Genomic DNA, 13,887 nt, shown 5'->3' with positions numbered 1-13,887 from the left:
ATAAAAATAACGACTAACTCTTTATACTGATTAGTATTAGCATAATACCTATCGGAGTGAGGTACAAAAAAACCACCAATCGCTTATCTGCCAATGGTGGTTTTGTAATAAAGTGCTCAATTAGCTCTGTTTAAATGTCTTAATCAGCTGTAAATGAGCCGCTAAAGAAGCAAATTTGTGCTGTTGCTCTTCATCCCACTCAATACGATAAAAGTCTTTAAGCAACGCCTCTGTCGCTAAATTATCAGTCACCGTATCGTTGCGCGCTAAGATACACAGCGACTTAGCCGTATTTTTATCACGAAAGCCTTTAACACACTTATTAGCAATATCGGCATACTCTTCAGGCCTGTCAATTTTGCCAACCATATTATCTTGTGGGGCTAAATTAGGATTAATCAGAACCGATTTAATTCCATTCAAAAAACCGATACGTTCGGCCCAATAACCACCAAGGCCAACGCCTAAAATTAACGGCGCCGGATCATCAGATAAAGCAATTTGTTTATTCACTTCATTGAGTAAATACTGCATGTCATTTTTCGGATGCAAAGTGCTATAACTCACCAGACGCACATCATCATCGATAAATTGCAGCTGACGCATTTTCTCATGATTGCCTGGACTTGTTGCATCAAACCCATGTAGGTAAAGGATCATATCGCCCCCAAATACCAAGTATAAAACTAATATAAAGCCAACCTAGCAAGGCCAACCCAGTTATATATTGCGCTAAATCAAACTTTCAGCAATTGCTTGAGCTCGCTGCCAACGCTCATTATCCTCTAATGCTAGCGCAACTTTACGAGGATCCGGTTTAAGCACGCTTGCACTTAAGCCTTTATCATCCGTTGGCCAGTTAACCCCATTTAGCACCTCAGTAGCGCCAGCACTATCATTGCACACTAAAATCATATTGCAGCCTGCATCTAACGCTGCCTGCGCCCGTGCAGTATAACCGCCCGCGACCGCTGCACCTTTCATACCAAGGTCGTCTGAAAATATTACCCCATTAAATGACAACTGTTGACGTAATACCTGTTGCAACCAAAATGGTGAAAAACCTGCTGGTTGGCTATCAACCTTAGGATAGATCACATGGGCTGGCATGATCCCTTGTAAGCGGTGTTTAGCGATTAAATTTGCAAAAGGTTGCATGTCGTTAGCAAAGATTTCATCTTTGGTTCGCTCATCGACTGGTTTAGCAATATGCGAATCAGCAGCAACGCTGCCATGACCGGGAAAATGTTTGCCAACCGCACACATTCCGGCTTGCTCCATGCCGTCAATAAACGCGCTCGCCAGTTCAATCACCTGCTCTTTTTGGTCACTAAAGCTTCTGGTACCAATCACCTGACTAATACCATTTAAGTCTAAAACAGGCGCAAAACTAAGATCGATATCGACTGCAAGTAACTCAATTGCCATAAGGTAGCCAAGCTCTGTTGCCCAAGTCTTAGCTAACGCGATATCACCTTTAGCCGCAGGTAAAATGTCGCCCATTGCAGGCAGTACAGTAAAACCTTCACGAAAACGTTGTACGCGGCCGCCCTCATGATCAACCGCAATCAAAATATCAGGCCTAATCGCTCGGATTGACTTGATCAATTCAATCAACTGTTCACGATTAGCATAATTGCGGCTAAATAAAATAAGGCCGCCGATCATAGGGTGAGTTAACTGCGCTGATTCTTTTTGATCTAGCGTGGTGGACTCGATATCTAACATCAAATAACTCATAAAACCCTCAAAATTTTTATCGAGATAAAATCTAGCTTACCTAACACAAAATAAAACATCAGCAAAAATACAATCAAAAATAGTGATTAACCCTATGTTAATACTAAATTATTCCACATTAGCATTTTGAAAAACACAAGTTAAAAACAACGCTCCAACAATTAGTTTAACTAATACATTCAAATTGCATACAAAAAAACTAATGCTGGAGAAGCGTTAAAAGTATGGGATACTTTTTTGCACCAATGATTCAAGCAACTAAGATTAGCTTTAAACAATGTTTTTATATACTGAATAGCTGAAATATACCAAGAATAGCGGCATTCCTCCATTCAGTAGTCTCTTAGTAAAGTTGGTTATAATTATAACGATTAGAACGATAAAGGTTTAACATGATTAGTGTATTCGACATGTTCAAAATCGGCATTGGGCCGTCAAGTTCTCACACTGTTGGCCCAATGAAGGCTGGCAACATATTTATTGAGCAGCTTCAAACACTTGGACACCTAGAGCAAATAGATGAGTTGCGCTCTGAACTGTTTGGCTCCTTAGGTCAAACAGGCAAAGGTCACGGGACAGGCAAAGCGGTTATTTTAGGCCTTATGGGTGAAGCGCCTGATCTCGTTGATACTGATAGCATCGATGAAATTTTACAGCAAGTTAGCGACAGCGAAAGCCTACTATTAGCCTGTGGCCGAAAAGTGCGCTTTACTCGAGCCAATGGCATTACCTACCACAGACGTAAAAGCTTACCAGCTCACGCGAATGCGATGACCCTTTACGCATACAAAGAGGGCACATGCATTTATGAACGTACATACTACTCAGTAGGTGGCGGCTTTATTCTTGATGAAGATGAAATTCTCGCCCAAGATGCTTCGCCAGCCACACCAATCAAAGCAGCGCCTTACGACTTTAACTCAGCACAACAGTTGCTTGAGCTATGCACCGAAAATGGCTTTAGTATTTCATCATTAATGATGGCTAATGAGCTTAGCATCGCGACTAATGACGAAATTGAAGATCAACTTTGGCATATTTGGCAAACCATGAAAAACTGCGTTGAGCGCGGTTATTTGAAAGAAGGTATGTTGCCTGGTGGACTAAAACTAAGACGCCGCGCACCTTCTCTATATCGTCGCTTAAAAGCCGAAGGCAAAAACTGTGTCGATCCATTAACTGCAATGGACTGGGTCGATCTGTTTGCCCTATCGGTTAATGAACAAAATGCTGCAGGAGACCGCGTAGTAACAGCACCAACTAATGGTGCAGCAGGCATTATCCCGGCAGTGTTATGTTATTACGATATGTTTGTCCAAGAGGTGGATAAAGATATTTGTTGTCGCTATCTACTTACTGCAGCGGCTATCGGTATTCTATATAAAAAGAATGCATCTATTTCTGGCGCAGAGGTCGGTTGCCAAGGTGAAGTGGGAGTTGCATGTTCAATGGCAGCTGCTGCGTTAACTGAAATTATGGGCGGTACAGTTGAACATGTAGAGAACGCTGCTGAAATTGGTATGGAGCACAACCTAGGGTTAACTTGCGACCCCGTTGGTGGCCTTGTGCAAGTGCCATGCATTGAGCGAAATGCTATGGGAGCTGTAAAAGCAATCAATGCTTCTCGTATGGCCATGCGTGGTGATGGTAACCACAAAGTATCACTGGATAAAGTGATCAAAACCATGATGGATACCGGTAAAGATATGCGCAGTAAATATAAAGAAACGGCCAAAGGCGGCTTAGCGGTTAATATTGTTGAATGTTAAATAATCCTAAAACTAAAAAACCTCGCTAAGCGAGGTTTTTATTTATTTTATTATTCATATTTACTAGCGAACTGGCAGCTCAATATCTTTAAACATGGCTTCGATCTGCTGAGCATCACGCAGAGCAACGGCTTGCTCAACCACTGTGCGGGTTAAATGCGGGGCAAAGTGTTCGATAAAGTCATACATATATGTACGTAAGAAATTACCTTTTCTAAAGCCAATTTTAGTCGTGCTATGACCAAATAAGTGGCTTGCATCAATTGCCACCAAATCTTTGTCCATATGTTCATCAATTGCCATAGAGGCAATCACACCAACACCTAAGCCTAATCTGACATAGGTTTTCAATACATCGGCACTCGTAGCACTAAATACGACTCTCGGCTCAAGTCCAGCACGATTAAATGACTTTTCAATTTCAGAGGCGCGATCAAAACCAAACACATATGTGACTAATGGAAAACGCGCTAAATCTTCGATACTGATATTACTTCTAGCGGCTAATGGGTGATCACGAGTAACCACAATAGATCGATTCCAGTGATAGCATGGCAGCATAATCAAGTCGCTATATAAATGCATCGCCTCTGTTGCAATGGCAAAATCAGCATCGCCTCGGGCCGCTAACTCACTGATCTGTGATGGCGTACCTTGGTGCATATGAAGATTTACTTTAGGGTAACGGTCAATAAAACCTTGAATAATGTGTGGCAACGCATAACGCGCTTGGGTATCTGTGGTCGCAATGTTCAATTCACCTTGATCAGGCTTGGTGTATTCTTCAGCAACTTTTTTAATGCTTTCTACTTTACCAAGAATATCGTTCGCGATATTAATGACCTGCTGACCAGCTGGCGTGACATGAGTAAGGTGTTTACCGCTACGACCAAATATTTGGATCCCAAGCTCATCCTCAAGCATACGTACTTGCTTACTTATACCAGGCTGGGACGTATACAAATTTTCCGCAGTCGCGGAAACATTGAGATTGTGATTAACCACCTCTGCTATGTATCTAAGTTGCTGCAACTTCATCGATTATCCTTCCTTGTAGCAGGTTTATGACCTGTCTAATAAATAAGTAATAACGCATTTAAGTATAATTATTCGTTATAGTATAGCGAATAAATTATATCAAATGGAATATAGCACATTAGTCAATCTCTAAGAAACACTTATCGATAAACCATGATGAAGATTACTACCCTATAGTGTTGATTTATAGTAGCATTGACCGAATTGTAAAATTATTGGTCCTGCTATGATATTTATTTCAGTCTTGGTTTTGATTGGCGTGTTATTGCTCCTTGTTATCGGGATCAGCATCATTCAACAACAAAAAGCCCGCGTTGAAGCCGAAAGACGGACCGAACTTGCACGTTTCAGAGCTATTATCGATGAAACAGAAGAAGTGTTATCTAACACAGGACTTATCCCTAGCTCGTCTAACATAGTATTAATCCTTTATAAACGAGTTGAAGAAGCACTAACTGGTGCATTGCCACTCGCTGCACAACAAAGCAACGACTATCAACGCCGTCTTATTGATATACAGGCACAGATCCAAAGCCTGCAATCAAGTCCTAAATCAGCACCACCAGTTGAACAATTTCGGTTACCAGACAATGACAGGCAGATCCTGACATTAGTGCAAACCTTGAAGAAAATGAAAGCCATTTTGCGTGCTGAGCATAACAAAGGCAAAGTTGATCCTACTGTTTTCAGTGAGGAAGAGTTACGCATCGATAGCTTACAATTACGCATCAATGTCGATTCCATGTTAGCTCGAGGCCGTGCAGCTTGCTTTATGAAGCAGTATGGCTCAGCCAAACAGATGATCACTAAAGCCCTTGGGACTTTACACACGATTAAATCACAAACGCCAAATGACCCTTTTATTGCTCGCAAAGTTGAAGAAGCGAAAGCAATGTTAGAAGAAGTCAGCGGCGCGCAAAAAAGTGCTCAACCGACTATCGTCAAAAGCAAAAGTGAAGATGATGATATCGATGTATTATTCCAGCCAAAAAGAAAGTGGTAATACCTTAGTCATTTATTTTTAGTCTTTCATCCATTGCCCCAGCCAAAGCCTTTTCGGCTGTTGCTTCTCTGCCCTAGTTTCAACAGGCAATAAAAAGCCCCGAATTATCGGGGCTTTTTTATTGTCTCAGAAAGTTACTCTGCTTTTTTAGTTTTAGGCTTGGCTTTTGCCTTAGGCTTAGCTTTAGGTTTGGCTTTCGCTTTAGCCTCAGTCACCCACTTGCCATCAATGTACTTTGATGTCCAGCCAGTCGCAACATATTGCTCTTTAGTCTTACGGCTAAAACGTACAAATGATAAATTACCATCTTCATCTGCAACGGGTGCATCAGCTAGATACTGATATTTCGGCCACAGTAGTTCGCGGTATTTAACCAGCTCTTCAACTAAAGGTGCGCGAGTTTCACGTGATTTAGGGAACGTGCTTGCTGCAAGGAAAATCCCCGCGGCACCGTCACGTAACACAAAATACGCATCAGACTTAGTACATTTAAGCTCTGGTAGGTGGATTGGATCTTCTTTTGGCGGCGCAACTTCACCACTCTTAAGTAGCTTACGCGTATTCTTACAGTCTTCGCTAGTACAACCAAAGTACTTACCAAAGCGACCGTTTTTAAGCTCCATGTCACTGCCACAGCGATCACACTCAATCAGTGGGCCTTCATAGCCTTTGATCTTAAACTGGCCAGCTTCAACTTCATAACCATTACATGTTGGGTTATTACCACATACATGCAGCTTGCGAGTTTCATCGATTAAGTAACTATCCATGGCTGTGCCACAAATACCACAACGATGTTTAGCGCGCAGTGCTTCTGTTTCAGCATCCTCACCACTACTAACCGCTTCTTCGCCTGGCGTTAAGTTGAGTGTGGTCTTACAACGTTCTTTTGGTGGTAACGCGTAACCAGAACAACCTAAGAATACACCTGTCGTACCAGTACGGATCCCCATAGGGCGACCACAAGTTGGACACTTGATGTCATCTGTTATCACCATTTCGTTTGGACGCATACCGCCCTCTTCTGGTGGTAACTCAGCCACTTCTAATTGCTTGGTGAAATCTTTATAGAAACCATCAAGCACTTTTTTCCAATCAAGCTTGCCGTGAGCAACATCGTCTAATGTTTGCTCCATACTCGCGGTGAAGTCATAGCTCATTAAATCTTCAAAACTACCGACTAAGCTGTCACTGACGATCTCACCCATTTTCTCGGCGAAGAAACGACGGTTATCAACTTTAACGTAACCACGGTCTTGAATGGTTGAGATAATCGTTGCATATGTCGAAGGACGACCAATACCACGTTTTTCTAATTCCTTAACCAATGAAGCTTCGCTGTAACGGGCTGGCGGCTTAGTAAAGTGCTGCTTTGGTTGCAACTCTTTCAGCGTAACGACATCACCTTCAGCTACATAAGGTAAAGTATTATCTTCTTCGTTTTTCTTTTTAACGGCGGTCTGAACTCGAGTCCAACCATCAAAACGTAATGTGCGACCCGAGGCTTTTAACTCATAATCACCCGCTTTAACGGTTAGACGAGTCGCATCATATTTAGCCGGTGTCATCTGACAGGCTACAAACTGACGCCAAATAAGCTCGTATAAGCGCTGAGCGTCTCGCTCCATGTCTGAAAGCGACGCTGCACTGACTTTTACATTCGAAGGACGAATCGCTTCGTGAGCCTCTTGTGCGCCCTCCTTGCTACCGTAACGAATTGGCGACTCTGGTAAATACTTATCACCGTACTCGTTGCCAATCATCTCGCGCACACTATCTAATGCTTCTTGGCTTAAGTTAGTCGAGTCGGTACGCATATAAGTAATATGACCCGCTTCGTACAAGCGCTGTGCCATCATCATGGTCTTTTTCACACCAAAGCCCAAGCGAGTACTTGCCGCCTGTTGCAGTGTTGAGGTGATATACGGCGCAGATGGCTTACTCGATGTCGCTCTATCTTCGCGAGCTGCGACCACAAAGCTAGATTGAGATAATTGGGTAACCGCAGCCTGTGCTTGCGCTTCATTGACCGGGCTAAAGGTTTTACCCTGATGCTTAACAACTTGCATCTTAAGTAAATCTTCAGTCAGAGTATTTAGCTCGGCATGTACATCCCAAAACTCTTCAGGCACAAACGCTTTAATTTCACTTTCACGCTCAACCACTAGTCTTACAGCAACTGACTGCACACGTCCTGCAGATAAGCCGCGGGCAACTTTCTTCCACAGTAATGGCGAAGCCATAAAGCCCACAACACGGTCTAAGAAACGACGTGCTTGTTGAGCATTAACCATATTGGTATCAAGAACTGATGGCTGACTAAAGGCATCTTGAATCGCAGATTTAGTGATCTCGTTAAATACAACACGTTGATAGCGAGACTCATCACCACCAATCACTTGTTGTAGATGCCAAGCAATCGCTTCTCCCTCTCTATCCAAATCGGTTGCGAGATAGATATGGTCAGCATTTGCTGCCAGAGTTTGAAGTTCTTTAACCACCTTTTCTTTGCCAGGTAAGGTTTGATATTTAGCTTTCCAGCCTTTTTCAGGGTCAACCCCCATACGCGCAACCAGCGCTTGCTTTGCTTTTAAGCTCTTATATTCAGCCTTCTCTTCTGGAGACATCTTCTTTACTTCAGCCGCTGTTTTACTAACAACTTTAGCTTCAGTGCTCGAAGAAGTAGGTAAGTCACGGATGTGACCTACACTCGACTTAACGATGAAATCTTTGCCTAGATATTTATTAATAGTCTTGGCTTTGGCCGGTGATTCGACGATTACTAGCGATTTACCCATAGATTAATTTGCGCCAACGAGTCTCAAAAATCGGAAAATTGGCTCCATATATAGAGGGTTGTGTACAGAGTTTCAAGCTAATCCCTCTTTTATTTGTACTGGAGTACCAATTTTTAACCATTTTTGAAATAAATGTGAAAAAAAATAGTGCTTATTTAAAAACTAATATTTCATTATTAGTCATCAAGCAAGTATTAGTTGTGCATTTCGATGCAAATACTGTGTTTTTCCTAAATAAGGCTCGCTTGTGTGGGGCACACTCTTAAGTATACTGACCACAATAATTACAACTCAGAAAAGATATAACAACCTGAGATACCCTTAAGGAAAACAACAATGAAGCATTTTGAAGCTAATTTTGACGGACTCGTTGGGCCAACCCACAATTATGCCGGTTTATCATTTGGCAACGTCGCCTCATTAAATAACGCTGCAGCAACCTCAAGCCCTAAAGATGCAGCAAAGCAAGGTCTAAAAAAAGCGAAAGCACTTGCTGATCTAGGTTTAGTGCAAGGTATGTTAGCACCGCAAGAGCGCCCAGACCTTCATTCATTACGCCGCATGGGCTTTTCTGGCACAGATAGCGAAATCCTCAATAAAGCAGCCAAAGAAGCGCCCGCTCTATTGCGTGCGTGTTGCAGCGCATCAAGTATGTGGACTGCCAATGCCGCAACCGTTTCTCCAAGTGCTGATACTCATGATGGCAAGGTACACTTTACTCCAGCAAACCTAGTCGACAAGCTACACCGCAGCATCGAGCCTATTACAACAGGAAATATCCTACAGGCTACATTTAACGATAGCCGTTATTTCAAACATCACCAACATTTACCAGAGCATGCAAGTTTTGGTGATGAGGGCGCAGCTAACCATACTCGTCTATGTAGCGAATACGGCCACGCCGGTGTTGAACTATTTGTCTATGGTCAAGAAGCAACGAACCCAACTGCACCACGCCCACAAAAGTTTCCAGCAAGGCAAACATTAGAAGCCTCACAAGCGGTTGCTCGCCTTCATCAACTTGATGATGAAGGCACTGTTTATATTCAGCAAAATCCAGATGTGATTGATCAAGGTGTATTCCACAACGATGTTATCGCTGTTGGTAACCAAAATGTGCTGTTTTATCACGAACAAGCCTTCTTAAATACTCAAGCTAAACTCACTGAAATAAAAAATAAATTTGGTGATTCTGCACTGCATTTTATCGAAGTACCCACGGCTAAAGTTGCTATTCAAGACGCAGTTAAAAGTTACCTATTCAACACTCAGGTAATTACATTACCAAGCGGTGAAATGGCGATTATTGCGCCAACAAACTGCCAAGAAAATCCAGCGGTTTTTGCATACTTAAATGAACTAGTCACACTTGATACGCCAATCAAGCAAGTGCTTTACTTTGACGTTAAACAGAGTATGCAAAATGGTGGCGGTCCAGCTTGTTTACGTTTACGTGTTGCGATGAACCAAGATGAAGTCGCAGCAGTTAACCAACATACCTTAATGAATGATGCGTTATTTGATCGCTTAAACCTATGGGTAGATAAGCACTACCGTGACCGTTTATTGGTAGAGGACTTAGCTGATCCGCAATTATTAATTGAATCACGTACTGCGTTAGATGAACTCACTCAAATTATGCATTTGGGCAGTGTGTATCAGTTCCAAAAGTAATACCAATTAGTACAGCTGCTCTGCAGTTAATACAAAATAAAAACGGTTCCGCAAGGAACCGTTTTTTTAGATAGCTATTATTAACGACTAACTATTACCCCGCATCATTTACTGTCACAGCGACTGACACAGGCTCACCTTTTGGTGTTTTAACGGTAATCACTAAAGTACCTGTGGATTTTTGGTTTGGCGTCGCTTCTCTACTTACTGAAAAACTATACACGGCTGGTCTCATTGCTGTGTTGCTTCCCACTTCATAAGTCGTTGTGCCAGTAAGTTCGCCGTTATCCGTTCCAGCCGTAATCGTAGTACCGTAAGGCAAAGTGTTATTATTTAAATCTGAAGCAAATAAGTACACTGTTTCAGTATTATTTGTAATCAAATCAATAGGCGCAACCTGAGAAATTGCATTAGTCGCTTTATTAATATTCACCAGTCTTAAATAAGGCACACTGCCAGACATCACGATTGTATTATTTCTAAATACATTCAACTGTGCTTGGAAGTTACCGGTTCCGGTATCGGTACAGCTGGCTTCAGCACCTGAAGCACATAAAAGCCCTGTGTATTTATCATCTCCCTCATTGAATACTTGATCTCTGTTGTAATCAATAAACTCTTCATTGACAGAACCTGCAGGCTCACTACCTAGCTCGGTGTCACCAACAAAGCGGGGCTTATTTCTATAGCGACCATCTTCGTTATGATCAGTAAATGCTTCAGATAAATCTAGGAAGTACTCTCCGTCATCAAACAAACCATTACCATTTAAATCAACAAAACTTTCTTCACCAATAGCCAATGCTGTGATAGTCGCACGCCCAGGACGTGGCTCAGGTAAAATCGAGTTGGTTCCGTCTACAAATAGCGCGTAATCGTTACCCATACATGGAGGCACTGTTGATGAAACACTGCCGTCACTATAGCCACCATTAGGGCAAACCACAGCGGTTGTTTCAAAAGGTCTCGGATCTTGACTACGCCACTCTACAGAGCAAGCGCCATTTGGCTCACCGTTATCCTTTACGCCAGTAGAACACGATGCATCGATTCCGCCGCCTTCCGTTCTGTAGGTAATAGTCGTGCCTGCGGGTACCAAATTATTAAAATGATCTGCAGCTAACACATTTACCGTGACGATCTCATTATCGTAATTCCAACCTTCTGGGTTACTGATACTGGTAGATAATGAAAAACTATCGTTATCGGCAATGCCTGTCGTTACCGCGAGTTCATCGGAAGTATTTGAGATAACCGCATTGTGGCCACTGCTCGTGCTATCAGACCAAAGTGCAAATACTTTTACAGCGGTAGGAATATCACCCGCATGCACTGTAACAGCAACTTCACCAGCAGCATTGGTATAACCTACCGCATACTTATTCGGTAAAGTAATATCTGCCGGATATTCAGGATCACCCACTTGTGGCATATTGCTGCACTTAGCGTAATCAGCAGCTAAAGGAGACGGGGTTAATGTCATTCCGCCGACATCAGTGCTCAACTCAAAGCATACAAGTTCATTTGGCGCAGCTTGATTAGATTCATCTAACAATTTAAAGCTAACCACAGAAGTCTCACTTCTTGAGCCGGCACCAGCGATGCCGCCAGTACCACGAAGTGCAATAATCTTTGGCGTTGCAGCAAGATATTGAATCGCGCCAACAGAAACCGAGTCAACGTTAACATTGGTCGAAGCCGTTACACTACTGCCTCCGGTAACTGCAGTAACAGTTATAGCATCCGTACCTTCACAACCCGCTGCTCTGTATGTCGCAAAGCCTTTGCCTGCCGTTGTTACAACAGGTGTGTCAATAAATGCCGAGTTTGCAGCAACACATTCAGATGTAAATTCAAGTTGGAACGGCTGACCTGTTGACAAACTACCATCAGGGTTAAATACCGTCACTTCTACAATCGTTGAGCCACCAGCAGGAATAGTATTACTACCAACTTCGGTACTGATTGTTAGGCTAATATCCACCCGCCCTATCTCAAACGCTTTGGTACTCGTGATCTCTTGTACTTTTAGAGAAACTTCACCAGCTCCAACATCACCATTAGCATAAAGATCAAGAACGGCTTTACCACTTGCATTAGTAATCGCGGTTCCCGATGCGGGACTGATTGCGCCAAGCGTTGTCGCAGCAGAAACTAAAATTTGTTGTAACGGTTGCGTACTACCTGAACGAGTCACCGTTGCACCGATAATCCCCGGATTATCGTTAGTGATATTGTCAGTAACAGTACAAACTTCAAAATTCTTTAATGCCTTATCCCAACCAACAGCATTGCTACAGTCATAAATATTAAAATCTATTTCAGGACTTGCTTCTACAGGATCAATTTCATCTCCCGCTGTTTGAAAACCAACTTTTGACTGAACATCGCCATAAACAGCAGTAACTTCGCCTGCACCTTCAATACTACCTGCTGAAAGTATGATAGAAGCTTTACCTATCGCATCGGTTAATGCAGTACCATTGCTAGGCAAAAACGCCCCTAAAGTACTGCTAAAACTGATGACTTTCCCAGAAATTGGTGCGCCGTCTTTATCGGTAAGGGTAACGTTAACTCGACCAGGCTCCGCTGAACTAATTGAGCTAGTTACGCTACCTGTAATGCTGTTTATTAATGAAATACTTAATGCGTTTTCTTCGCCATCTCCACCTGGCGCATCACCAACAACGCTATAATTGTATTCAGTAGAAATAGTATCTTGCTCTAACGTAAAAGACGCAGTTACTGTGCCCGCTCCAGCGATAGCGCCAGTAATAAGGTTTACAGTTGCATCACCATTAGCATTAGTTAACGCTGAACCTGATGATGGGTTTAAATTACCCTCACCCGCAACATCAAAAGTGATTTTTTCAAAAGCGGTGTTCTGACCATCTTTGGTCAATGTTGCAACCACTTGTCCAGGAACTAAATGAGAGATCTCCCTAAGTTCAGCGTTAGCCGAATCAACCACAGTCAGTGTCAACTCGTAAGCATCAATGGGTTTTGATGTGACCTCATCACCTTTAGTGGTAAAGCCTAATGATTGACTTAAATCACCAACTGTAGCCGTAATGTTAGCAGCGCCTTCTACATCACCAGCAGTAATCGCAATCGAAGCCACACCGCTTTCGTTAGTCAGCGCCGTACCCGACTCAGGAGCCAACTTACCTAAAGAAGCCGTAAAGGTTATCACCTCATTAATAATGGGCTCATTAGACGCGTTGGTATAGGTAGCCTTAATCGTGCCAGGCTGATCCTGACTAATAGTATTAATCTCAGTACCACTGCCGTCTGTGAGTGATAAACTTAAGAGGTTGCCGTTTTCCGCATCTCCACCATCGCCTTCCATATTAAAACCAACAGTAGGCGGGTTACCTTCTAACCCCTCAACCGTTGCTGATACAGTGCCGGCACCCTTTATATTTAAAGTAGCTAGCTCTATGGTCGCGATACCATCGCTATTTGTGAGTGCGGTGCCAGTAACAGGGTCAAATGCACCGATAGTTTCATCGTTTAAAGTAAACGTAACCAAAGTGTTGTTTACAGGGCCATTTAAACTACTCGTTACTGTGGCTGTAATTGTTGCCGGAGTCGCCGCAGTGATCTCGGTGTTTGAAATAGCTAAAGCGATAGAAATCACATCTGTTGGTTCAGGTGTCCCCCCACCATCAGGATCGTTAGAGATACTTCCTCCACCGCCGCAACCAACTAGTAAAAATGACCAAATAAAAGCAATAAAAATGCTATATGCTGACTTCATTGTCAGGCTCCCTGTTACTCAAGAACTAATCCACGATAACTATCAAGCTACCTTTTAGGTAACACTATACAATCTACAAATCACTTTTCCACAACAAATCACTTT

General features: G+C 42.7%; 8 protein-coding genes. 3 read left to right on the top strand and 5 right to left on the bottom strand.

The annotated features are described in order from the left end of the window. Positions 1–120: 120 nt before the first annotated feature. Positions 121–660 (bottom strand): alpha/beta hydrolase YcfP, encoded by a 540-nt coding sequence (gene ycfP / locus L884_RS0109445; RefSeq protein ID WP_028767270.1) that lies wholly within the window; start codon positions 658–660, stop codon positions 121–123. A gap of 72 nt (positions 661–732) precedes the next feature. Next, positions 733–1,740, bottom strand: a complete 1,008-nt coding sequence (gene nagZ / locus L884_RS0109440) for a beta-N-acetylhexosaminidase (protein ID WP_028767269.1) — start codon at positions 1,738–1,740, stop codon at positions 733–735. Positions 1,741–2,132: 392 nt separating this feature from the next. Between nagZ and L884_RS0109435 the strand changes: the two genes are divergently transcribed. Continuing rightward, positions 2,133–3,509 (top strand): L-serine ammonia-lyase, encoded by a 1,377-nt coding sequence (locus tag L884_RS0109435; protein WP_028767268.1) that lies wholly within the window; start codon positions 2,133–2,135, stop codon positions 3,507–3,509. A 63-nt stretch (positions 3,510–3,572) separates the two neighbouring features. Here the strand turns inward: L884_RS0109435 and cysB are convergent, their stop codons facing one another. Beyond that, positions 3,573–4,547: an HTH-type transcriptional regulator CysB gene (gene cysB, locus L884_RS0109430; RefSeq protein WP_028767267.1), complete on the bottom strand. Its 975-nt coding sequence runs from the start codon at positions 4,545–4,547 to the stop codon at positions 3,573–3,575. Between the two features lie 226 nt (positions 4,548–4,773). On the opposite strand from cysB, the gene L884_RS0109425 reads away from it, so the two are divergent. Then, a complete protein-coding gene (locus L884_RS0109425; protein ID WP_028767266.1) occupies positions 4,774–5,550 on the top strand; it encodes a hypothetical protein in 777 nt (258 codons plus the stop codon). Between the two features lie 134 nt (positions 5,551–5,684). Here L884_RS0109425 and topA read toward each other — a convergent pair whose 3' ends face one another. Further along, a complete protein-coding gene (topA, locus tag L884_RS0109420) occupies positions 5,685–8,348 on the bottom strand; it encodes a type I DNA topoisomerase (protein WP_028767265.1) in 2,664 nt (887 codons plus the stop codon). 336 nt (positions 8,349–8,684) lie between these two features. Between topA and astB the strand changes: the two genes are divergently transcribed. Beyond that, positions 8,685–10,022, top strand: coding sequence for an N-succinylarginine dihydrolase (gene astB / locus L884_RS0109415; RefSeq protein WP_028767264.1), 1,338 nt, complete (start codon positions 8,685–8,687; stop codon positions 10,020–10,022). A gap of 94 nt (positions 10,023–10,116) precedes the next feature. On the opposite strand, the gene L884_RS0109410 is transcribed toward astB, so the two are convergent. Continuing rightward, positions 10,117–13,782: a beta strand repeat-containing protein gene (locus L884_RS0109410; protein ID WP_028767263.1), complete on the bottom strand. Its 3,666-nt coding sequence runs from the start codon at positions 13,780–13,782 to the stop codon at positions 10,117–10,119. Positions 13,783–13,887: the final 105 nt, after the last annotated feature.

The sequence above is a fragment of the Shewanella fidelis ATCC BAA-318 genome (genome assembly GCF_000518605.1).
Lineage (GTDB): Bacteria > Pseudomonadota > Gammaproteobacteria > Enterobacterales > Shewanellaceae > Shewanella > Shewanella fidelis.
This window is presented reverse-complemented; position numbering and strand designations above follow the sequence as displayed.